This is a genomic window from Holdemanella sp. DFI.5.55, assembly GCF_020593575.1.
Lineage (GTDB): Bacteria > Bacillota_I > Bacilli_A > Erysipelotrichales > Erysipelotrichaceae > Holdemanella > Holdemanella hominis.
In genome coordinates, this window is record NZ_JAJDMK010000035.1 from 1 (window position 1) to 23325 (window position 23325).

General features: G+C 34.1%; 24 protein-coding genes, 1 other RNA gene and 1 riboswitch. Of the genes, 16 read left to right on the forward strand and 9 right to left on the reverse strand.

The window, feature by feature from the left end; translation table 11 throughout:
- Positions 1 to 81 precede the first annotated feature (81 nt).
- The 5 genes from gpsB (at position 82) to LJE08_RS08025 (ending at position 3267) form a co-directional block, all read left to right on the forward strand.
- On the forward strand, positions 82 to 423 hold the full coding sequence (gene gpsB, locus LJE08_RS08005) for a cell division regulator GpsB (RefSeq protein ID WP_117924274.1): 342 nt from the start codon (positions 82 to 84) through the stop codon (positions 421 to 423).
- Between the two features lie 4 nt (positions 424 to 427).
- Positions 428 to 771: RNase P RNA component class B (rnpB, locus tag LJE08_RS08010), an RNA gene on the forward strand.
- A gap of 75 nt (positions 772 to 846) precedes the next feature.
- Positions 847 to 960, forward strand: a riboswitch (FMN riboswitch).
- 87 nt (positions 961 to 1047) lie between these two features.
- A complete protein-coding gene (locus tag LJE08_RS08015) occupies positions 1048 to 1686 on the forward strand; it encodes an ECF transporter S component (RefSeq protein ID WP_227402884.1) in 639 nt (212 codons plus the stop codon).
- Between the two features lie 7 nt (positions 1687 to 1693).
- Entirely contained in the window at positions 1694 to 2149 is a 456-nt protein-coding gene (locus LJE08_RS08020; RefSeq protein WP_117924279.1) for a pyridoxamine 5'-phosphate oxidase family protein, read from the forward strand.
- A gap of 179 nt (positions 2150 to 2328) precedes the next feature.
- The gene (locus LJE08_RS08025; RefSeq protein ID WP_186999429.1) at positions 2329 to 3267 is read left to right on the forward strand and encodes a magnesium transporter CorA family protein; all 939 of its coding nucleotides are present in this window, start codon (positions 2329 to 2331) and stop codon (positions 3265 to 3267) included.
- A gap of 50 nt (positions 3268 to 3317) precedes the next feature.
- Here LJE08_RS08025 and LJE08_RS08030 read toward each other — a convergent pair whose 3' ends face one another.
- Complete coding sequence (locus LJE08_RS08030) at positions 3318 to 3794, reverse strand: small multi-drug export protein (protein ID WP_227402885.1); 477 nt, start codon at positions 3792 to 3794, stop codon at positions 3318 to 3320.
- 148 nt (positions 3795 to 3942) lie between these two features.
- Here LJE08_RS08030 and LJE08_RS08035 point away from each other — a divergent pair, with 148 nt between their 5' ends.
- Both LJE08_RS08035 and LJE08_RS08040 read left to right on the forward strand, forming a co-directional pair.
- Complete coding sequence (locus LJE08_RS08035; protein ID WP_186999430.1) at positions 3943 to 4527, forward strand: HdeD family acid-resistance protein; 585 nt, start codon at positions 3943 to 3945, stop codon at positions 4525 to 4527.
- A gap of 11 nt (positions 4528 to 4538) precedes the next feature.
- The gene (locus tag LJE08_RS08040; RefSeq protein WP_227402886.1) at positions 4539 to 5729 is read left to right on the forward strand and encodes an iron-containing alcohol dehydrogenase; all 1191 of its coding nucleotides are present in this window, start codon (positions 4539 to 4541) and stop codon (positions 5727 to 5729) included.
- A 12-nt stretch (positions 5730 to 5741) separates the two neighbouring features.
- On the opposite strand, the gene LJE08_RS08045 is transcribed toward LJE08_RS08040, so the two are convergent.
- Positions 5742 to 6674 (reverse strand): DUF1002 domain-containing protein, encoded by a 933-nt coding sequence (locus LJE08_RS08045; RefSeq protein WP_227402887.1) that lies wholly within the window; start codon positions 6672 to 6674, stop codon positions 5742 to 5744.
- A 135-nt stretch (positions 6675 to 6809) separates the two neighbouring features.
- Here LJE08_RS08045 and LJE08_RS08050 point away from each other — a divergent pair, with 135 nt between their 5' ends.
- Complete coding sequence (locus LJE08_RS08050) at positions 6810 to 7208, forward strand: metal-dependent transcriptional regulator (RefSeq protein WP_186999433.1); 399 nt, start codon at positions 6810 to 6812, stop codon at positions 7206 to 7208.
- Positions 7209 to 7232: 24 nt separating this feature from the next.
- On the opposite strand, the gene LJE08_RS08055 is transcribed toward LJE08_RS08050, so the two are convergent.
- On the reverse strand, positions 7233 to 7931 hold the full coding sequence (locus LJE08_RS08055) for a TIGR00266 family protein (protein ID WP_186999434.1): 699 nt from the start codon (positions 7929 to 7931) through the stop codon (positions 7233 to 7235).
- 321 nt (positions 7932 to 8252) lie between these two features.
- On the opposite strand from LJE08_RS08055, the gene nrdD reads away from it, so the two are divergent.
- Together nrdD and nrdG are read left to right on the forward strand one after the other, a co-directional pair.
- On the forward strand, positions 8253 to 10427 hold the full coding sequence (gene nrdD, locus LJE08_RS08060; protein WP_117924293.1) for an anaerobic ribonucleoside-triphosphate reductase: 2175 nt from the start codon (positions 8253 to 8255) through the stop codon (positions 10425 to 10427).
- A 34-nt stretch (positions 10428 to 10461) separates the two neighbouring features.
- Positions 10462 to 10983, forward strand: a complete 522-nt coding sequence (gene nrdG, locus LJE08_RS08065; RefSeq protein WP_117924295.1) for an anaerobic ribonucleoside-triphosphate reductase activating protein — start codon at positions 10462 to 10464, stop codon at positions 10981 to 10983.
- A gap of 211 nt (positions 10984 to 11194) precedes the next feature.
- On the opposite strand, the gene LJE08_RS08070 is transcribed toward nrdG, so the two are convergent.
- Positions 11195 to 11350 carry a hypothetical protein gene (locus tag LJE08_RS08070; RefSeq protein WP_227402888.1) on the reverse strand — a complete coding sequence of 52 codons (156 nt, stop codon included), beginning with the start codon at positions 11348 to 11350 and terminating at the stop codon, positions 11195 to 11197.
- A 304-nt stretch (positions 11351 to 11654) separates the two neighbouring features.
- On the opposite strand from LJE08_RS08070, the gene ispD reads away from it, so the two are divergent.
- The 3 genes from ispD to LJE08_RS08085 all read left to right on the forward strand — a co-directional run bounded on the left by ispD (position 11655) and on the right by LJE08_RS08085 (position 15058).
- The gene (ispD, locus tag LJE08_RS08075) at positions 11655 to 12302 is read left to right on the forward strand and encodes a 2-C-methyl-D-erythritol 4-phosphate cytidylyltransferase (RefSeq protein ID WP_117924297.1); all 648 of its coding nucleotides are present in this window, start codon (positions 11655 to 11657) and stop codon (positions 12300 to 12302) included.
- Between the two features lie 8 nt (positions 12303 to 12310).
- Positions 12311 to 12778, forward strand: coding sequence for a hypothetical protein (locus LJE08_RS08080; RefSeq protein ID WP_227402889.1), 468 nt, complete (start codon positions 12311 to 12313; stop codon positions 12776 to 12778).
- Positions 12779 to 12850: 72 nt separating this feature from the next.
- Positions 12851 to 15058, forward strand: a complete 2208-nt coding sequence (locus tag LJE08_RS08085) for an HAD-IC family P-type ATPase (protein ID WP_227402890.1) — start codon at positions 12851 to 12853, stop codon at positions 15056 to 15058.
- Positions 15059 to 15071: 13 nt separating this feature from the next.
- Here the strand turns inward: LJE08_RS08085 and LJE08_RS08090 are convergent, their stop codons facing one another.
- The 5 genes from LJE08_RS08090 to LJE08_RS08110 form a co-directional block, all read right to left on the reverse strand.
- Positions 15072 to 16187 (reverse strand): 5-methyltetrahydropteroyltriglutamate--homocysteine S-methyltransferase, encoded by a 1116-nt coding sequence (locus LJE08_RS08090; RefSeq protein WP_227402891.1) that lies wholly within the window; start codon positions 16185 to 16187, stop codon positions 15072 to 15074.
- Between the two features lie 111 nt (positions 16188 to 16298).
- Positions 16299 to 17201 carry a LysR family transcriptional regulator gene (locus LJE08_RS08095; protein WP_117924305.1) on the reverse strand — a complete coding sequence of 301 codons (903 nt, stop codon included), beginning with the start codon at positions 17199 to 17201 and terminating at the stop codon, positions 16299 to 16301.
- Complete coding sequence (locus tag LJE08_RS08100) at positions 17201 to 17686, reverse strand: peptidylprolyl isomerase (RefSeq protein ID WP_117924307.1); 486 nt, start codon at positions 17684 to 17686, stop codon at positions 17201 to 17203. The genes LJE08_RS08095 and LJE08_RS08100 overlap by 1 nt, the downstream gene beginning before the upstream one ends.
- A 4-nt stretch (positions 17687 to 17690) precedes the next feature.
- Positions 17691 to 18545 (reverse strand): DegV family protein, encoded by an 855-nt coding sequence (locus LJE08_RS08105; RefSeq protein ID WP_227402892.1) that lies wholly within the window; start codon positions 18543 to 18545, stop codon positions 17691 to 17693.
- 1 nt (position 18546) lies between these two features.
- Positions 18547 to 19605: a M42 family metallopeptidase gene (locus tag LJE08_RS08110; RefSeq protein WP_117924311.1), complete on the reverse strand. Its 1059-nt coding sequence runs from the start codon at positions 19603 to 19605 to the stop codon at positions 18547 to 18549.
- Between the two features lie 136 nt (positions 19606 to 19741).
- Here LJE08_RS08110 and LJE08_RS08115 point away from each other — a divergent pair, with 136 nt between their 5' ends.
- Genes LJE08_RS08115 through LJE08_RS08125 form a run of 3 tightly spaced genes read left to right on the forward strand, consistent with a single transcriptional unit; the run spans position 19742 to position 23265 of the window.
- Positions 19742 to 20497, forward strand: coding sequence for a hypothetical protein (locus LJE08_RS08115; protein ID WP_227402893.1), 756 nt, complete (start codon positions 19742 to 19744; stop codon positions 20495 to 20497).
- Entirely contained in the window at positions 20487 to 22460 is a 1974-nt protein-coding gene (gene recG, locus LJE08_RS08120) for an ATP-dependent DNA helicase RecG (RefSeq protein WP_117924316.1), read from the forward strand. Before LJE08_RS08115 ends, recG begins: the two co-directional genes overlap by 11 nt.
- Before the next feature lie 10 nt (positions 22461 to 22470).
- Positions 22471 to 23265, forward strand: a complete 795-nt coding sequence (locus LJE08_RS08125) for a hypothetical protein (protein WP_186998362.1) — start codon at positions 22471 to 22473, stop codon at positions 23263 to 23265.
- The last annotated feature ends 60 nt before the right edge of the window (positions 23266 to 23325 follow it).

The following is a 23325-nucleotide window of genomic DNA, read 5'->3' on the forward strand; positions in this document are numbered from 1 at the left end:
TTCAATGAATCTGAAAAGTCAGAGTTGATTTTTTTGTGTAAAACATTCATAATATTTGGGTAGATATAGGGGGACTTATATATGGCAAAAGATATGAATTTGACAGCTCAGGAAATTTATGAAAAAGAATTTCATGTAGACTTGAAGGGATATGCCCCTGCTGAAGTAGATGAATTTCTAGATATGGTAATTGAAGATTATCAAAAATATGATGAAAAAGTAGAAGAATTAGGTGCTGCAGTCACTCGTTATGAAGAAAAAATCAAAGAATTGCAGCAACAGTTGTTTGCGTTACAAAGTGAGAATGAAAACTTAAACGAAAAAGTAAATTCTGATTTTGTGAATGGAAGCAGTAATACAGTCGATATTTTAAAACGTATTGCACGTTTGGAAAAAGCTGTATTTAATCAAAGTGAAGAATAGTGAATTAAATCGACAGTCGCTGGCTACATAGATAGTTAGAGGAAAGTCCATGCTCGCACAATCTGTGATGATTGTAGTGTTTGTGCTAGATGAATAAATAAGTCTAGGCAAGTTATTGCTTGACGGCTGTTTTGTTTGCTAAGGGAAACTATGTAAACAAACTTTAAAAGTGCCACAGAGACGAATCTATATGGAAACGTATAGGGTGGAACGGGTAAACCCCACAAGCGAGAAACCCAAATTTGGTAGGGGAACCGGCTGGAATGAAACGAAAGGAAGGCTGGATAGCTTTATGCTATAGATAAATGACTGTCACCACGCAAGTGGAACAGAACATGGCTTATGATTTAAGGATACTACAAAGAGCAATTTAATTTGCTCTTTTTTTTTACTTGAAACAAGTGTATACTGAATTTGCATAAATTAAATCTTCAGGGTTGGGTGAAATTCCCTATCGGCGGTAAACCCCGCGAGCATTATGCATGAACTGGTGCAATTCCAGTGGCGACAGTATAGTCTGGATGGAAGAAGATGTTTTTATATATTCTTTTGTATATTTAAACGCGCCTAGGGGATTTTCTTTAGGCACGTTTTTTTAGTTGATATATGAAGGGATGATGATTTATGAGTTCAACAAAGAAACTAACAACGATTGCGATCTTAAGTGCGATGGCAATGGTTTTAAACTTATTGATACAATTTCCAATTGTACCAGTCGTATCTTTTCTAAGCTACGATCCAAAAGATATCATTATTGTGATTGCAGGATTTATTTATGGCCCTATGACATCTTTTATTATGAGTCTGTTGTGTTCGTTTTTAGAAATCGTATTCCGTGGAGGAAACTTATTAGATGTTTTGATGAATGTGATTTCAACTTGTACATTTGCATGTGTTGCAGCTTGCATCTATAAGTATAAACACTCTAAAAAAGGAGCTATCATCGGCTTGGTATTAGGAACTGTATGCTGTACATTGAGTATGACATTATGGAACTATATTGTTACACCGATTTATTATCAAATGCCAAGAAGTGCAGTGGTCGGTATGTTACTTCCAGGTATTGTTCCATTCAATTTTATTAAATGTACATTAAATGCAGCCTGTGCAATGTTGATCTACAAACCACTTGTAAATGCGTTGAGAAATACGCAGTTTGTTACACAGCCTAATACAAGTGAAGGACTTACAAAAGATGTTGGAATTGTCAGTGCATTTATTATTGTATCAATTGCAGTTTTAATATTAGTTATGAAAGGTTAGGAAAAACATGGAACTTTTAGAAGCAAAAAAAATTATGGATGAAAAATTAGGGGATTATAAAATCATGGCTTTGGCTAGCTGTGTAGACGATTATCCTATGGTAAGAAATGTAAGTTGCGTTTTCTACAATGACAAGATTTATTTTAAGACGGACAAAAACTTTAGAAAAACACAACAATTGTTCAAAAATGATAAAGTAGCTATGTGCTTTAATGGAGTGCAAGTAGAGGGGACAGCTAAAAACTTAGGCTTGGTTGTTGATGAACCTGGTCGTATTTTTGAAAAGAAATACAAAGAATTCTTGTGGCAAAGCTACAATGCATATTCACATGTAGATACAGAAATTCTAATTGAAGTTACACCTAAGTTTGTTGAAATCTGGGATGAAGACAAAGATCGTAATGCATTCCAATTGTTTATTGATTTTGACAAAGAAACAGTGGAATACAAACCTTATGACTAGTTTTTACTAGTCTTTTTTTGTGAAAATTTACAAGAAAATGACATGAATATGATACAATATTCTCTAGTAGAAAGTAGGTGGAAACATGTCTCCAGACCCGAGTTATTTTAATAATAAAAATGTATATATGTTCGGAGACATGGGATTTGTCTTCGTTTAAGATATAAGGAGGACAAATTGTGTTAGAGTTTTATAAAACATTTGAAGATGGAACACGCAAAATTCAAGAACCAGAACCAGGCTGTTGGATTAATGCGATTGCACCTACAGAAGAAGAAAGATATTATTTGATTGAACAAATTGGTGTTTTACCTGAATTTGTCAAATCTTCACTGGATGAAGAAGAAAGCTCGCATATGGACTATGACGATGATTTTAGACAGTTGTTGATTATTTTTGACTATCCAAGTGCGGAAAATGAAGATGATGATTCGATTGATTCAACTTATTCCACATTGCCAATTGGTATTGTGATTTTAAAAGGATATGTAGTCACAATTAGTTTGTATGAAAACTGGAGTATTTTAGAAATGTCACAAGGAAGAATCAAAGGTATGGATACGCGTTTAAAAACGAGGTTCTTCTTACTTTTAGCTTTGCGTATTTCACAACGTTTCTTGATTTGTCTACGCCAAATTGATCGTTTATCAAGTCGTGCTGAGACGCGTTTACATCAATCGGTAGAAAATGATGAGTTGATTGAAATGTTAGGTTTAGAAAAATCATTGGTTTATTTTTCGACTTCGTTAAAATCGGATGAAGTAACATTAAATAAAATTATGCGTGGAAAACAAATTCAATTGTATGAAGAAGATGAGGATTTGTTAGAGGACGTCATGATTGAAATCCATCAGGCCATCGAGATGTGTAACATTTACTCAAACACAATGGCAGGTACGATGGATACGTTTGCGAGTATTATTTCTAATAATATGAACATTGTCATGAATAAATTGACTGTAATCACAATTGTTATGGCTATCCCAAATATTATTTTTGGATTCTATGGGATGAACGTACAGTTGCCATTTCCGTTTGTATGGTTTCCTAGTTTTGTAGCTATTTTAGCTTGTGTAATTGCGACTGTTTATTTTTTCAGGCACAATATGTTTAAGTAAGGTTTGAAAAAATCAAACCTTTTTTCTTTTAGATAAAAGAAAAAGCACTATTAGAATAGTGCTCCCAGTGCTCCAAACAATCCCATACTCGTAAGAGCCATGATGATACCGGCTAAAATGACACCTAACATAACAGCTAGTACACTCGATTTGAAATTCATATCTAAGATACTAGCGGCAAGTGTACCAGTCCAGGCTCCTGTTCCTGGTAATGGAATGCCCACAAATATTAATAGGGCTACAAACAATCCTTTTCCTGCAGTGGCTTGTAATTTTTTACCACCTTTTTCACCTTTTTCTAGACACCACGTAAAGAAGTTTCCGACAACTGGCTTGTCAGCTCCCCAGACAAGAATCTTTCTGGCAAAGAAATAGATGAAGGGAACAGGAATCATATTTCCAATAATCGCAATTATATAATATTGAATAAATGGTAATCCCATTCCGGCTGCGATTGGAATTGCTCCACGAAGTTCAATAAGTGGTACCATAGATACAAAAAACACAATCAGGTATTTATTAAACATTTACAATCTCCTTTTTTTCGACAAATAAAAGTTTATCATTGATGACATAAATTTACAATAATAGACAGAATTTAAAACGTGTCTAGCACTGTGGTGTTGAAAGCGCTAAAAATAGTGTTATACTGAAATCATAAAGGAGATGTTACTTATGAAATGGTTTGATTCTGATTATGATTATATTGATGAATTCAAAACACAATGGAATGAAAGGTATAAAAAGGCTAAAAGAATGAGTATAATATTAAGTATAGTATTGATTCTTATTGGTATTTTATGTTTTGTGTTTCCAGAAAAGGTATTCACAACGATTCAAATTATCGCAGCCATTGGCTTGATTGTTTGGGGTGCATGTGAAATTTATTCATATATCACAACAACCTTCTTCTTTAGAGATGCAATGTGGCTAGCCAGTGGTATCTTAAATATTTTGTTAGGTTGTTTATTATGCACGATGCCAGTTACAATTACTGTAAGTACATTTACATTTTTGTTTGCGTTTGTGCTATTGGTCAATGGTATTCAAAAGATTACTTGGGGTTCTAGACTTAGTTTTTTTAGAGTGATCGATACGAAATATTTAAGTTTTACAGGTTGGGTCAATCTGTTGTTAAGCATTATTTTTTTGGTAATGCCATTCCAAAGTGCTTTAGTCATTAATTATATTATTGCGACCTATTTGGTTGTGGCTGGTCTTAGCTTGTCGATTGAAGCTGTTTCAATGAAAAAGATTTAAAAGGGGTAAACATGGAAAAATTTAAGTTTTATGCACCAACAAAAGTGTATTTTGGTAAAGATGAGGAACAAAGGGTTGGAAAGATTTTACAAGAATATCATCCAAAGAAAGTATTGATTCATTATGGAGGGAAAAGTGCCATTCAATCCGGTCTTTTGGATCGAGTGAAAAAGGCGCTTGATGAAGAAAATATTGCCTATTGTTTGTGTGGAGGTGTTGTTGCTAATCCATTACTTTCAAAGGTGAACGAAGGAATTCAAATTTGTAAAGAAGAAGGAGTTGACTTTATTCTTGCTGTTGGTGGAGGAAGCGTTTTAGACTCAAGCAAAGGCATTGCATATGGTGTTTATAATGAAGGTGATGTCTGGGATTATTACGCAAGAAAGAAAAAGGTGAAGGGTGCTTTACCTATGGGGTGTATCTTAACACTATCCGCAACAGGCAGTGAAATGAGCAATTCAAGTGTAATCACAAATGAAGATGGTAATCTGAAACGCGGTTTAAGCAGTGATTATGGATATTTTAAATTTTCTATTTTAAATCCAAAATTAACATATACTGTATCTCAATACCAAACAATGTGTGGGTGTACGGATATTATTATGCATACATTGGAACGATATTTTACGCCATCCCAAACATTGGATTTGGTAGATCAAATGGCAGAAAGTTTAGTCCGTATTGTCATAAAAAACGCAAAAATTCTTTTAGAAGATCCTTCTAACGAACAGGCACGCTCTGAAATTATGTGGGCAGGTAGTGTTTCACACAATGACATGACTGGAGATCGTTCTTTAGGAGATTGGGCTTGCCATCAATTGGAACATGAATTAAGTGGAATGTTTAATGTAGCACATGGTGCAGGTCTTGCGGCTATTTGGGATAGTTGGGCAAATCATGTATATATGGAAAATCCAACGCGATTTGCCAAACTTGGGCATCGTGTTTTTGGTTTGGATGATTCGGATACATTATCTTGTGCTTTGAATACTATTGAAAAGATGGAAGAATTCTTTAGAAGTATCGGCATGCCGACAAGTATTCAAGGATTGTTAAAACGTAAGTGTACAGAACCAGAATTGTATGAATTAACATACAAATGCAGCTTTGAGCATACGCGCACAATTGGAAAATTTAAAGAGTTGGATGAAATGGATATGCTTGAAATATATCGTATGGCAAATGAAAAGGAAGTCGCTTAAGACTTCCTTATTTTAGTTAAATAGACTTTTAATGAAGTTAATAATCTTGTCAAACCATCCTTCAGATTGGGCTTTGTTGAATAATCCAGATAATTGATTTTTTAAACTGCCAGATAATTTATTTAATTGATTTAATACTTCTTGTGAGTCAATAGCCGAAGTGTTTTGGTATTTCTTGGCGAATGCAATCAATTTATCGATATCGTCTTGAGAGATGATGTCACTTAAATTAAATTCCTCCAAAGCATCCTGTACGACTTGTTCAACTTGTTCGGTAGTTGCAGCACTACCTTGTTTTTGCTTGATTTGGGCAAGCTCTTGTTTGATTTCTACTAAAGCCTGATCTAAGCGGGCAGAGTCAAAATTAGAATCGTCTGCATTATTTTGAGCAATTTCGTTTGTTGCTTCAAGCTCATCTTGTGCAACTTGTGTGCGGTCTGGATCTAGTGTTTCTCCGTTAGCTTCTAACGCTTTGTAAACGCCGGTTAGAGCAGATTCTCCGGTAACTTTTGAAATGGAAGCAACATCGATTTCAACATCACTGACACCTGCTGTAATTGCGGCGTTGGCATATTGGTTGGATGTGATCTTTGTGATATTGCTTTGTGTGATGATTTTTACTTTTACACCTGTACCAGAATCTTGTTTTTGAACCATAACACTTGAAATCAAACTGGATGTATCTCCGCCAACGATTCCTAAATAGTTGTATAAGTCGTTGGCATCAACGCTTGTTTCGTAGACGTTATTTGTATCTTCAATATCAAATAATTCACGTGTGCTTTGGATTTGATCTTCACTTAAACCACCACCATATACAACGGTTGGTTTACCCCATTTTTCATCTATAACAGATGTATCGATTGCGAATACGTTCGTGGCAGCGGCTGAAATGCTCATAATGGCTGCTAGAGATACGCCTAATAATTTATTACATTTAAACATTTTTTTTTGTTCTCCTTTTGCATAATTTTGCTTTACTAGTGTATCTTAACTTTATTTTTTGTGCAAAAGTTTTGAATCTTATGTGAAATTTTGTTATACTTTTGTGGTAAGCTAAAACTAACTGGAGGAATAGAAATGCAGCTAACACAATCTCAGGAAGATTATTTAGAAACAATATATGTATTAAAGTCTCAACAAGAGAATGTTCGTGCTATTGATGTGGCGGCAGCTCTAGGCTTTTCTAAGCCGAGCGTTTCACATGCTTTGAAAGACTTAAAAGAAAAAGAATTGATTTATACGGACAAAACAGGATATTTATTCTTTACAGAACAAGGACAAAAACAGGCTAGTCAAGTGTATGAAAGGCATATTTATTTTAAGAATCAATTGCTCCATGCTGGCGTAGAATCTGTTCTTGCAGAAGAAGAAGCTTGTCGTATGGAACATACAATTAGTGAAGAGAGTTTTAAAAAATTAAAGGGTAGTAAATGCGTGCGCTCATGTATTGACTGCAAGGGGGACGATTGTAAGTAAAAAGCGTGAATGGCTCACGCTTTTTTAGTCCTTTCCTTGAGGTATAAATGGGATTAATGCATCAGCTAATGAATGTAGGTTACGAGATTGGATGTACACTTTTCCGTTTCCGTGGAACTCATTCACTAAACCTTCACCTGTTGTGAATCCAAATGTCCCGGATGCAATTTTGATTTCATAATCTAAAGAATCGTCCCATGCGATAACGTGTTCATTATCAATTGTGATTGGATGATCTGCATCTACATTGATTTCCATAATGTCACCATATGCATTGATCAATAGGTCGCCTTGTCCAGATGTATGCATGACAAAGAATCCACCGGTTCCACCAAGTAATGCTTTTCCAACGCTTTGTGTTTTCATTTCGTAGCTAACAGTGTTATCACATGCCAAAAAAGCACCATTATTTAAATAGTAGTGACATGCTGGTGTAACCTCTAAACATGTGATTTTTCCTGGAATAGAAGGTGCAATACCAAGTAATCCGTCGTGACTTGTTCCGGTAGCCTCTGTAATAAACATACTTTCGCCACTGGTAAGGCTTCGTCCTAAGGCGCCTAATACGCCGCTAATACCTTTTTTGTTACTGTTCATTTTACCTTCAATCACAACGTTTGACATATAGGCCATAGAGCCTCTTTCGATTTTTACCGTTTCATTATTCTGTAGATTGATTTCAACGATAGGGCAATCTGAATCGCCTTTGATTTTATAGTCCATAGTGACCTCCTTTTTGCATCTTTCTTTTATTGTATCAAGTATATGTGAATTTAACATTAATTATCATAATTTATTTAAATTGACACAATAAGTGTCAATATTCATATTATTTTAATGATAAATGAGGTTGCACAAAAATGGTTGGAAATTAAAATATTTACACAAATTAGCGGACTTTAAAAAAATAAAAAAACTGGTTTCCTTTACATAAAGGTCAAGCATTATTTCGTATGAATGTAAAGACTTGTTTTAGAAAAATTTATTAGTATACTAGATGTATACAAAAATAGTTGAAGGTTCAACTATTTTAGGAGGATTAATATGAATGTAATTAAAAGAAGTGGAGAAGAAGTCGTTTTTGATGCATCAAAGATTGAAAATGCAATCAAAAAAGCAAGTAAAGCTACAACACACAATCAAATGACAGATGAATTGATTCATTCTGTTACGCAAAGTGTTATCGATAAATGTGAAAACTTGAAGAGAAGCCCAAATGTGGAAGAAATTCAAGATATGGTTGAGGGAGAATTGATGGAACATCGTTGTTTTGCGGTAGCTCACAACTATATCACATATCGTTATGAACGTGCTTTAATTCGTAAGGCAAATTCAACAGATAAGCAGATCATGTCTTTGCTGGAGCGAAATAATGAAGAAGTTAAACAAGAAAACTCAAATAAAAATCCATTAGTAAACAGTGTTCAGCGTGATTATATGGCTGGAGAAGTTTCAAAGGATATCACAAAACGTTTCTTGTTACCTCAAGATGTTATGGAGGCCCATGAAAAAGGTGTTATTCATTTCCATGATTCAGATTACTTTGCACAACACATGCACAACTGTTGTTTAGTAAATTTAGAGGACATGCTTCAAAATGGTACAGTTATCTCTGAAACAATGATTGAAAAACCACATAGTTTCTCTACAGCATGTAACGTAGCTACACAAATAATTGCGCAAGTTGCTAGTTCACAATATGGAGGGCAAAGTATTACACTTTCTCACTTAGCTCCATTTGTACAGGTTTCAAGAGAAAAAGCACGTCGTGAAGTAAAAGAAGAATTAGAATCATTGAATCTAGATTCATCTGAAGATACAGTTAATAAAATGGCAGAAATGCGTGTTCGTAAAGAAATTGAAAAAGGTGTACAGATGATTCAATACCAGGTTATCACATTGATGACGACAAATGGTCAAGCTCCATTTGTGACTGTCTTCATGTATTTAAATGAAGTGCCTGAAGGACAGACTCGTGATGACTTAGCTATGATTATTGAAGAAATGTTGAAACAAAGAATCAAGGGAGTTAAAAATGAAAAAGGTATCTGGATTACGCCGGCTTTCCCTAAATTGATTTATGTTCTTGAAGAAAACAACATTGAAGAAGATTCTAAATATTGGCATTTGACAGAATTAGCGGCTAGATGTACAGCTAAGCGTATGGTTCCAGATTATATTTCTGAAAAGAAAATGTTGGAATTAAAAGTAGATGCGAATGGAGAAGGGCATTGTTATCCGTGTATGGGATGTCGTTCATTCTTAACTACGTATTTAGATGAAAATGGTAAACCAAAATACTATGGCCGATTCAACCAAGGTGTTGTTACTTTGAACTTAGTTGATGTAGCTTGTTCAAGTAAACAGGATGAAGAAGCATTCTGGAGAATCATGGATGAAAGATTGGCGTTGTGTAAAAAGGCATTGATGTGTCGCCATGAAAGATTATTAGGTACACCAAGTGATGTAGCTCCTATTTTATGGCAAAATGGTGCATTGGCGCGTTTGAAAAAAGGAGAGCCAATCGACAAATTATTATTTGGTGGATATTCTACAATTTCTTTGGGATATGCTGGATTATGTGAATGTGTATATTATATGACTGGACACCCTCATACTGAAGAGCCAGGAACTTCATTTGGATTGAAAGTTATGCAGTATCTAAATGATGCTTGTGCTAAATGGAAGGCAGAAGAAAATATTGACTTCTCATTATATGGAACTCCTATGGAGTCAACTACATTTAAGTTCTCTAAACATCTACAAGAGCGTTTTGGAATTATTCCACATGTAACGGATAAGAACTATATCACAAATAGCTATCATGTTCATGTAACAGAAGAAATTGATGCGTTTACTAAATTAACATTTGAATCACAGTTCCAAAAACTTTCTCCAGGTGGAGCCATTAGCTATGTAGAAGTTCCAAATATGGAAAATAACATTGAAGCTGTTTTGGCAATTATGAAACATATTTATAATCATATTATGTATGCAGAGTTGAACACAAAATCAGATTATTGCCAAGTATGTGGATATACAGGAGAAATCAAGATTGTGGAAGATGAAAACCATAAATTAGTTTGGGAATGTCCAAATTGTGGAAATCGTGACCAAGAAAAAATGAATGTGGCTCGTCGTACTTGTGGATATATCGGTACACAGTTCTGGAATCAAGGACGAACACAAGAAATCAAAGAAAGAGTACTACACTTATAAGAGCTAGTTTCTAGCTCTTTTTTAGGAGGTATTTATGTATTTTGGAAATATAAAGAAAAACGATATTGCGAACGGTAAAGGGGTGCGTGTGACACTATTTGTATCGGGATGTACAAATCATTGTAAAAATTGTTTCCAGCCAGAAACATGGAACTTTGATTATGGTAAGCCTTATACAAAGGAAACAGAAGATGAGGTTATTGATGCTTTAAAACCAAGCCATATTTCAGGTTTGACATTACTTGGTGGAGAGCCTTTTGAGCCGGAGAATCAAAGAGAATTAGTTAAATTGCTTCGTCGTGTTCGTGACGAATTACCAGAAAAGAATATTTGGTCTTTTACAGGCTTTGTTTTAGATCAAGACTTGTTGGATGGTGGACGAAAACATTGTGAAGTAACGGATGAAATGTTGTCGTTATTGGATGTTTTAGTGGATGGTCCATTTAAAGAAGAAGAAAAAGATATCACATTGGCATTTCGTGGTTCAAGAAACCAAAGGCTTATTGATATGAAAAAATCTTTGAAAGAACAAGAGGTAATTGAATTGGAAGTTTAATCGGTGCAATAAATTTGGATGGGGTTAGGTGAATTTGCTCTCCAAGAATTTAAGGAGCGGCATATACCCCAAAACAGTTTATAGCTGATATTGGGCTCAGACAACATTTAGCTGTCTGGGTCCATTTTTTCAACCATTTTAATGCTTCCATCATCCTTGTCGATTTCAAAATCGATGACTTTCCTAAGATCAGCATACATCCATTTCTGAATCACTCCCAGCTTTGATAGCCACTGGCTGCTTTCGTAACCAATTTGATGATTGCGATATGATTCTGCAACAATGCATTGTTGATTCTTTTCTGTTCTACAGTAATTACTCCTGTGTCTTTTGAAACTATACAACAGTAATTAAAGGCTTGTTTCAAAACATAATAATTCGAGTTTCATTCATGTAATCCTGGAAGACATTTATATCTGAATGAAGAACATAAATGTACAACAACAATCTTATAATTCTATAATAACGTATATTAATCCTCTTGAAAATCAACAAGTGCATAGCTACAGGTGCTAAAAAAGCTCCAAAATACTTTGGAGCGAATTTTTAGCTGCCTATCACACTGCCCTATGTAATCTTAAAGCAGATCTAAACCCCCAACTATTTTTATATGGTCGTTTAATCTTCCAATTTTTTTATCAATTGTTAAGAAAATTTGATATAATGAATCCATGAACTATAGCGTGATTGTTTTAGCTGCTGGAAGAGGCAGTCGAACGAATTTAGATTATAATAAAGTATTTTATACTTTTGAAAATGGACAAACTGTACTGAATAAGAGTCTGTCTGTTTTTTTATCAGATGAAGATTGTAAACAGGTCGTTTTAGTTTGTGCGGATTATGAAAAGGACTATGTTATTGAAAACTATTTATATGATTCTCGAATCCAAGTTGTAACAGGAGGACAAACACGACAAGATAGTGTATACAACGGATTACAAATCGTAGATCAAGATTATGTTATGATTCATGATGGGGCTAGACCTTTTGTTGAAAAAAAGTGGATTTTAGATTTGAAACACTCTTTAGAAACAGAGGATGCCTGTTTATTAATGGTACCTAGTGTGGATACGACAAAGATTGTTGTGGATGGTTATGTAAAGGAATCATTAGAAAGAAAGCTTGTATATCATGCTCAGACACCGCAATGTTTTAAAACGAATTTAATTAAGGAGTGTCACCGACTTGCAAGGAATAAACAAGTGCAGGCAACAGACGATGCTCAGCTTGTAGAGTGGTTTTCTAAGGCGAGAGTAAAAGTGGTATTATCAAGTTTCACAAATAAAAAAATAACTTTGCCAGAAGATTTGAAAGGATAGGTATAAAGATGGAATATTCAGCGTTGGTATTTGATGATTGTAAAGAAGTAGAAGATACGTATGACAAATTATTAGAAACAATTGATTTGTTTGCGAATGATAAAAATTGTACGCAAATTGTTGTGAGCTGCAAGAGTGTATGGACATTAAGACTGGCTTCATCCCCTAAAAATAAGGTGATGCTTGTACAAAGACCAGATAAACCGTATGTAGCATTGTTGAATGGCTTAAAGGCTGTTAAACAAGAAAATGTTGTTGTGACTGGTATTTCTACAAAACATACAAAAGAAAACGTAGATACATTATTAGAGCATTTATCAAAATATCCGGCTATTAACTTTGATAAAGACTTGCAGGCATTTGATACAAGATTATTGATGTTCTGCCTACAAAAAGCTATTGAATCCAACTTGGCAATTACATCTTATGCCCAAGCTGTTGCGCTTGCGGATACACCACTAGAATCTTTTGAATGATACGGCTATTGTCGTATCATTTTTAATAGAATCTTAATAATTTCATATTTTAAAATGTAGTATAATAAATATATGCATAACCCAAATAATTTATCGAAAAGCTATAAAGAAATAATTAAACAACACGTGTTTACTTTGTTTAATGGAATTAACGTTGTTCTAGCTATATTTGTATTCTTTACGGGATCTTATCGTAATATGCTCTTTATGATTACGGTCATTTTAAATATGGTGATTGGATTGTTCCAGGAAATTCGTTCAAAACATATGTTGGATAAGCTTTCTTTATTAAATCAGACAAAGATTCATGTGATTCGAAATAATACTGAACTGGAATTAAGCGTTGAAGAAGTGAAAGTCAACGATATTCTCGTATTATATGCTGGCGATGAAATCAGTTTTGATGGTCATATTATATCTGGAAACATTGAATGCGATGAATCCATGTTGACGGGTGAAAGTGATGCGGTATATAAACAAGAAAATTCATCATTACTTAGTGGAAGCTTTGTGATTTCAGGAAAATGTTGGATGCACGTAGACAAAGTAGGACAAGATACATATGCGTATTCGATTTTAAAACATGCTAAGCGTTTTAAACGTTATCCGAGTCAGTTACGAGATTCAATTGATTGGATTATAAAATGGTGTACATATATTTTAATTCCATTGGGATGTGTTTTGTTCATTAAGCAGCTTATTAAAACAAATTATACAACTGCAACCTTAAATACTGTGGCTGGCGTTGTAGGCATGATTCCCGAAGGACTTGTCTTTTTAACTAGTGTTGCATTGGCAATCAGTGCTTATAAGCTTGGTAAACAAAAGGTTTTAGTACAGGAACTATATTGTATCGAAACTTTAGCTAGGACAGATACACTGTGTTTAGATAAGACCGGTACATTGACTCAAGGAAAACTAAGTGTTTGTCATGTTGAAAAAATTGAAAATGTCGACGGAATTCTAGGCGATATGATGCAGGCTTTACCAGATGACAATGCGACAGCTATAGCGATAAGAAACTATTTTAAGGCAAGAAATTATAAGAAAGTTGTATCCTATTTGCCGTTTTCAAGTCAAAGAAAATATTCGAGCGTGACATTTGAAGATGGAGAATATAAATTAGGAGCGTATTCATATATTGCCAAAGAAATAGATTTGGATGTAGAAAAACATATTGAAGACTATACGTCTCAAGCTATGCGTGTAGTTGTTTTGATGAAAGATAATGCTGTTTTGGCTTATATTTGCCTTCGTGATGAATTAAGGCCAGATGCCAAAGATACTTTAAATTTCTTTAAAAAACAAGGCGTGGATATAAAAATTATTTCAGGAGATGATCCTAGAACAGTGGAAGCTTTAGTGAGAAAAGCAGGTTTTACATCAAAAAGTATTGATATGTCTACTATAAAGGATGTAGAAATGGTTGTAGATTCGTATTCGATTTTTGGACGTGTTACTCCAGAACAAAAAAAGGAACTTGTGTTAGCTTTAAAAAGAAGAAATAAAACTGTCGCAATGACGGGTGATGGTGTAAATGATGTTATGGCATTAAAGGAAGCAGATTGTTCTATTGCGATGGGTTCGGGTTCACAAGCATGTAAAAGTGTGGCGAGCCTAGTTTTATTAGAAAACCAAATGAATACATTACCTGTTATTTTATATCAAGGACGTTGTGTTATTAATAACATTCAAAGAACAGCCTCTTTATTTTTGGTGAAGACAATCTTCTCAATTGGACTTTCTTTATTAACACTTGTATGTTTAAAAAACTATCCGTTTAAACCTATTCAATTGACTTTGATTTCTGCCTTGGCAACTGGAATTCCTAGCTTTATATTAACGCTTGAACCAAACGGAAATATTGTAAAAGAAAATTTCTTAAGAAATGTTATATCTAAAGCATTGCCAGGAGCCATATGTGTAATTTGTAGTGTAATTGGTGTTTCAATCTTAGGCCATTTTGTTTATATTTCACCTAATGAATATTCAACAATGTGTACAATTCTTGCCGGAGTCAATGCACTTATGGTGTTGATACGAGTATGTGTGCCAATGACAATGCTAAGAAAAATATTGGTTACAATCATGTCAGTAATATTTGCCGGTTCAATCATTTTATGTAAGAACTTTTTCTATATTGTTCACTTACAATGGTATGAAATTATCTATGTGATTTTAAATGTATGTCTGATTCCTTTTATACTAACGCTTGTATCAAATTGGGTAAAAATGATTTTTAAAAAAATAAATCACAAAAAGAAAAAGTTTGGAAATTAATCCAAACTTTTTTCTATCCCCATACTTCTTCAGCAATTTCTTTAATCAATCTAACTTTAGCCCACTGTTGCTCTTCAGTTAATTTATTTCCTATTTCACATGAGGCGAAACCACATTGTGGACTTAGACACAAATTTTCTAAAGAGACATATTTGCTAGCTTCTTTAATACGGGCAATTACTGTTTCTTTGTCTTCTAATTTGGCTAATTTTGTAGTAACTAAACCAAGTACGACTTTTTTATCAGCTGTAACCTCTTTTAATGGTTCAAATCCACCAGAACGAGCATCATCAAATTCTAAGAAATAGGCATGCACGTTTTCTTTCGCAAATAATGTTTTTGCGACAGCATCATAAGCACCACTAGATGCATATGTAGAGTGGAAGTTACCACGGCATACGTGTGTGTTAATTGTAAGATCTTCAGGTTTTCCTTCAATCGCAAGATTGTTGATACGTAAGAATAATTCTTGAACTTTTAACAAACCTTCTTGATCTGTTTGGAAAAATAATGGCGCTTTTTCATCCACCAACATGCCCCATGAACAATCATCGAATTGAATGCATCGACATCCTGCATCATATAATTGTTGAATGACAACTTTATACCCATTCGCAATGTCTTGAACCAATTCTTCAGTATCTTCATAATATTTTTTAGTGTTTTCTAGTGCAAAAGGAAGAATCATTTGTTCCAAAAATTGTGCTGGAGCAGGAATGGTTTGTTTGGCAATCGTATTTTCGTCTTCGAATTGAGTTAAAAACTTGAAATGCTCTACAAAAGGATGTGTACCACTCACACCAACTTTTCCAGTGATATATGTATCATCAACCATAGCGGCTTCTCCATGGAAGGGAAGGCCTGTTTTCGTTGGTGTATGAGATACGCCATCAAATCCCCACATAAAGTCTAAGTGCCATGTAGCACGTCTGAATTCACCATCTGTGATGACGTGTAGGCCGGCTGCCTTTTCTTTTTGAACTAAATCTGTAATGCACTCATCTTCGATTTGTGTCAATTCCTCTCTTGAAATTTTTTTAGACTCATAATCTTTACGGGCTTGTTTTAGTTTTTCAGGTCTTAAAAAACTTCCAACTACATCATATCTATAAGGTGTTTGAACTGTCATAATAAATTCCTCAACTTTCGTGTGTGTTAAGTCTATCATATTTATAGTATATAGAATAATTGAAATATTCTTTAGCTTGTTATAGTTAAAAACTATAATAAAAGACCAATTTCAGTTGGTCTTTTCAATGTATTGAATTAGATGATTTAGATAGTTTTTTGACATGTTGGATAAAACTCCATCACTAATATAGCCTATTTCCATAACTTCATCACTATCAAGTGGAATGGATACAATGTTGTCTCCGTTTAAATCTGTGCTTAAGATACCTGAAGAAATCGTATATCCGTTTAGTCCAATCAATAAGTTGAATAATGTGGCGCGATCCGAAACAACAATACTCTTTTTAGATGGCTGAGTACTGTGTAATTCTTCGGAAAAGTAGAAGGAATTATTGATTCCTTGTTCATAAGTTAGACGGGGATAGTTCTTTAAATCTTCCATTTTTACTGTTTTTTTATGGGATAAAGGATTTGTCTTAGAAACAAATACATGGGGTTTGGCTTCAAATAATTTGGTGAATGTAAGATGTTCTTTTTTTAAGATACTTTGAATGACTTCACGATTGAAATGTGAAAGATACAGAATGCCTAATTGACTTCGATGGTTCTTTACATCTTCGATAATATCGTATGTTCTTTGCTCTCTTAAAGAAAATTCATATTCACTTTGATTGTATTCTTTGACTAAGGCAACAAACGCATTTACCACAAAGGCATAGTGTTGACTTGAAATCGCAAATACAGTTCTTGCAGGGAATGTGTTTTTATATTGTTCTTCAAGTAAGTTAGCTTGTTCTATGACTTGTCTAGCATAGCCTAGAAATTTTTCTCCTTGTTCAGAGAGAAGAATACCTTTATTTGTTCGAACAAATAAGCAGATGGACATTTCTTCTTCTAAATCATGAATGGATTTCGAAAGAGATGGTTGTGAAATAAATAAGGCTTTGGCTGCGGAATTAAAAGATCCAGATTCAACGATCTGGATCACGTAGCGCAATTGTTGCAACGTCATTAGTCAACAATTGTGATTGTATCAATCACTTGAGGATTTCTTGGACGATCATTGAAAGTAGTAGGTGTCTTTGCGATTTTATCTACATTTTCCATACCTTCAATAACTTTACCAAACGCAGCATATTCACCATCTAAATGAGGTGAATCCTGGTGCATAATGAAGAATTGACTTCCTGCACTATTTGGATCCATAGCACGAGCCATAGATAAAACACCACGAGTGTGTTTTAAATCGTTTTTAAATCCATTTGAAGCGAATTCTCCATGAATTGTATAACCTGGGCCACCAGTTCCGTTTCCAATTGGGCATCCACCTTGAATCATAAATCCTTTAATAACACGGTGGAAAGTTAATCCGTTATAGAATTTTTTTTCGATTAGATTCAAAAAGTTTTCAACAGTTTCAGGAGCAATCTCTGGATACAACTCAGCTTTGATTTGATCTCCGTTTTTCATTGTGATTAAAATATTTTTGGTTTCCATGTTTTTAGTTTTCCTTTCTTATATATTGTAATGCGATACAACCAAGACCAGTATGTACGGCGATTACGGAACTAATATAGTTTATATGAATATTTTCTTCAGGTACACCCTTTTCGATAAAACATTTTTTAAAATGGTTGGCACCCTCTAAAAAATCTGAGTGAATAATATAGATATTTGTATGTTCTATATCAATATCGTCAATGACTTTATCAATCGCATAGGTGTCAGCTCTTTTTTCTGTGCGAACCTTATTTAATACATCGATTCTGCCTTCTGTGTTTTTATTTAAGTGCAAGATAGGATAAATCTTTAACAAACCTGCAAGAGCTGCAACCATTGGGGTTAATCTTCCACCGCGTTTTAGGTGTTGTAAATCCTTGACTAAGATCAATGAGTTGGATTCATAGATTGCCGGTCGAATAATCTCTAATATTTCTTCAGATGGTTTGTTTGCGTCGACTAATTGCTTGATCCAAATCGCAACATGTTTTTCTAATTCACAAGTTGAATACATATCAATCACATGGACATTCATTTCTAATTCTCGTGCAATACTTTGCATGGTTGAAGCGTTTGTAGATAATCCATTTGTCAATGGAATCGCAAATACAGTATCGTATTCTTTTTTTAGTTTTTCAAATAAATTATAGATTTTTTGATAGGTTGCCATGCTTGTTTTTGGCATTTTCCCCTTGGCTAATTCTTTATAAATATCTTGTGTTGAAATTTCTAATGTATCTTGGTATGTTGTTTTGTCAATTGTGATTTGTAAGGGAAGCAGGTAAATACCTAATTCTTTTGCCTGTTCAAAAGATAGATTGGAACCTGTATCCGTTACGACGGCAATTTTTTCCATACTAGAATCCTCGAATAGTTTGAGCATCGATGTTTGTGATGATTTCAACCGCAAGTTTTACAGCATTATCATAATCTTCTTCAGAACAGATTCCAAATGAAGCGTGTGCAAAACGAACGGGAATACCGATAATGATGGTTGGAATGTTATAGCGGTGAGTAATTCCTGCATTGGTTCCTCCACCTTTTCTTACACTTTCCTGTACAGGAATATTTTTTTCATGTGCCAAATCAATCGCATAACGCATAAAACGAGGGCTTGTGATATAAGAACGGTCAAACCAACGTAACATTGGCCCTTTTTTCAAGGCAGACTGAATCATGTAGTCTTGTTCAAATGTATCATCACTTGGGCATCCTTCAAAACAAATCGCAATGTTAGGATTTAAGTTTTTGATTGCTGTGTCCATGCCTCTTTCGCCGACTTCTTCTTGTGTTGTTAATGTGGCTTCAATGTTGTGGCTTACATCTTTTAATTGGTGTAGTACATCCATTACGGCTGCACAGCCTATACGACAATCAAAGGCTTTTCCTAAGAAAATCTTATGTGCTTCATCATATTTACATGTAACTGCAGGACACATGAAGTTACCTACAGATATATGAAATTCTTCTTTTACTTCTTGAGAACTTGTTGCGCCTACATCGATTACTAAATCATCAAAATCTACTTTTCCATTACGCTTTTCTTCAGATAAGAAATGAACCGGTTGACTTGCGACAATACCCGAAATCTTTTCACCTTTATCATTAAGAATCCAGACTTCGCCAGATACAATGTTTTTTGGATCCCATCCACCTAATGGTAAAAAGCGAATTGTACCATTTGGTTTGATGGCTTGCACAATAAAACCGACTTCATCGGCATGTGCATCCAAAAGAATCGTTGTTTCATGTTCTTTGTCTTGTTTAAAGTGCATATACGTATTACGCATTGTATCATCATGAACTTCACAAATATCCTTGACATCTTCCATGGCTAATGAAGATACTTCATCTTCCATGCCACTTGGTCCAAAGGCAGTTGAGAAGTTAATAATTCGTTTAATTTTTGAATTCATATACATTTCCTCCATAAATTTGTTAATATTATAGCACAGATACATATTTGTGGATGTGTTTCTGGTCATTTGAATGAATTTGTATTTGGACAAAGGACTAGAATAATTGTATCTTACCAAAAAAGGAGATTTTTGCATGAAAAAAATAATGTCAAAACTACATTTTAGAAGTATATATAAAACAATCGTATTAACTTTGATCTTATGCTTTGTTTATAACATTGTCTATTTAATGATGAGTGCCTTAGGTATGAATGTATATCTTAGACAAAGTCTAGAAGTCGTATTAAGTTTATTGTCGAGTTTAGGTTTCTATTTTATTTGCACAAAGATATGGAAGAAACAAAATTTTTGCGCATCTGCAATTTTGAAAGTATTAGTGCTACAAGGTATTTATATTTTAATTGTGAGTGGAATTCTTACAAATCTAGTGAATGTTTGCACAAATAATACAAGCTTAATGTTAGTGTTACAACTTATTAGTGCATTCTGCTTAGTTATGATGGTGCCATTCCAGTTGATTTTCTATTATGGATTGATTCACGATAAAAACTTAAAGGAATTTATTCCTTTTGCACTAAAAAAACACCAGAAATCTATGTTGAACTGGTATTGTACATTACTAATCTGTATTGTTGTGTTTGATACAATGTCTGGAGGTTTATTTAGTGCAGCACAGGGCTTTAATGCCCAAAGTATTTTAGTTGGATCTATGTATATGGGTAATCCTATGATATCTTGGATGATGTATTTATTCTTGGGAGTTAGCTTTAAGTCGAGTCTTGCAGCTATGTTTACTTATTTGTTTGTGAATTTTTTAATGGGCTTTTTCTATTGCATTCTTGAATTGAATTATGTTTCTTATGTAGGAAGTCTTTTAGATGCAGATTAATGAATTGAAAATTACCAGTCGAAGACTTGGTCTTTTAGTAAAGATGAATATCTTAACTGTCGAGGATCTATTGAAATATTATCCTTTGCGTTATGATACGGTTCAAACATTGCCCTATTCGCAATGGAATGAAAAGGAAAATGTTGTATTCCAAGGCTTGATTTGTTCAACCGCAAGAGTGATTCGTTTATCTAAGAATCGTTCGATGACTAAGTTTAAAGTCTTGTCATGGAACGAAGAATTAAACATTACTTTATTCAATCGTCCATGGCCATCTCAATTTGGTTTTGGCAAGATGATAACGATTTATGGACAATATCAAGGGAATAATAATGTGGTAGCTTCTACTTATAATTTTAAACCTTTAGATCAACAATTAGGCTTACATCCAGTATATCCATTGATTGAAGGTTTGAAGCAATCAGATATACAGGCCATTATGAAAGAGGCCCTTAAACATGTGGATGTTTTACCTCAAAGAGTACCACAAAGGTATATTGAAAAGTATAAGTTGTTAGATATATCTACGGCTTATAAATGGATTCACTTTCCAGAGAATGAAAAGCAACTGCATGCCGCAATTCGTACATTGAAGTATGAAGAGTTTCTATGTTTTCAATGCGTAATGCAGTCGATGCATGAAAAGAAGGAAATAAAAAAAGCTAAGAAATTTTCTATGGCAACAGTAAAGAAATGGATTTCAGGTCTTCCTTTTGAGTTAACGAAGGATCAGCTTTCAAGTATTGACGATATTCTATATGATTTAAAGAGTACAAATGTCATGTTTCGCCTTGTTCAAGGAGATGTTGGATGTGGTAAGACAATTGTTGCTCAAATTAGCATGTATGCCAATCAGCTAGCTGAATATCAATCGGCTTTGTTGGCACCAACCGAAATCTTAGCTCGCCAACATGTAGATAATATGCATAAATTAGGTTTAGATGCGACTTTATATGTTTCTAGTTTACCGACTAAGGAAAAGAAAGAAATTTTAACGAAACTTGAGAATGGAGAAATATTAAATGTGGTAGGAACGCATGCTTTATTTCAAGAAAATGTTATTTTTAATAAATTAGGCCTTGTGATTGCGGATGAGCAACAGCGTTTTGGTGTGAAACAAAGAAGGTCTCTATTAGAAAAAGGAAAGTGTGTTGATTTTCTAATGATGTCAGCTACACCGATTCCTAGAACGTATGCGCATTTCTTATATGGAGATATGGATATTAGTTCGATTCATACAATGCCTAAAGGAAGAAAGAGTGTTGTCACAAAGTATTTTAAAACTTCAAGTATGTCGCCAGTTTTAAAAGATGTATTGAAATTTATTCAAGAAGGAAGACAATGTTATGTCGTGTGTCCTGCCATTGAAGAGAATGATGAATTTAAAATGCGTAATGTATTTGAAATTTATGAAGGCATGACAAAGATATTAAAAGATATACGCATTGGCTTGCTTCATGGAAAAATGACAAGTCAGGAAAAGGAAGAAACGATGGACAAGTTTTCTAAACATGAATTGGATATCCTTGTTTCTACAACGGTTATTGAAGTTGGAATTGATGTGGCCAATGCGAGTGTGATGGTCATTTATGATGCGCATCGTTTTGGCTTAAGTACTTTGCATCAGCTTAGAGGACGTGTGGCACGTGATAAAAAACAGGGGTATTGTTTCTTGTTGTCGGCATCGAGTGATCCTCAGGCTATTGAACGCTTAAAAAAGATGGAAGAATTAAAGGATGGCTTTGAAGTATCCAATTATGATTTGCATATGCGCGGTCCAGGTGATATTTTAGGGATAAGACAAAGTGGTATGCCTTGTCTTGTGTTTGGTGATTTTGAAAAAGACCAGGCTATGATGGAAACGTGTATTCATGATGCCAAAGAAATCATACAAGATCAAGTGGATGTGGATTTGTTGTCGTATATTTCAAGGGCTATTGAAAATGCACAGTATTTTGATTAGGAGTTTTACAATGGATAAACAGAAGATAGAGAATAAAACTATATATTTTATGTGCTTATTAAGCATGATATGCATTCTTGTTTTGATTGCTTACTTCTTCTTTTTACGTAATGTTGAAATTGATATTATGGCAAATGCGCAATATACGTATGTTGGAGAAAATGGAAATGCGAGTGTGACAGTAAGTGCTAAACAGGGAGATCTAAATCAAAGAACACAGGATTTTTTGAACTCTGTTCAATATGAAGTCAGTCCGAATACAGATTTATCAAATGGAGATACGATTCATGTAACGGCAACGTATGATGAGGCTTTAGCCAATCAATATCATTATCAGCCAAAAAGTGTTGAAACCGATGTGGTGGTAAAGGGGCTTGCCAATCGTTATAGTGCATTAGAGGACATTCCAAAAACATTGATTCAGGATGGGAAAGATGCAGCTATAGATTATGTAAAAGATAATCAAGAATCTATATATACTATTGATGGTAAAGAAGATAAGGCGCCTGGACTTGATAAACTGAAGATTGTCTATTCGGCTTATTTAAAATCGAATCAAAAAAATAATAGTGATCGATTTGTATATATTGTACAAATGAATTATGCCTCAGAAATTTTATATTATATGGTATGTATTCCAAATATTAATGATTCAGATTCGATAGATACGCATAATATTTATGGAGAAAAGGCGTATTTAACGCAAGATGAATGGAATGGTAAAGATTTTAGTGGATATGTAAATCGTGTATATTCATTAAAATATCAAATTGAACAAATAAATAAAGAAGTCAAATCAAATTGACTTCTTTCAGATTGTTGACAAAAGCCTATACCTTTTCGTAAGGGCATAGGCTTTTTATTG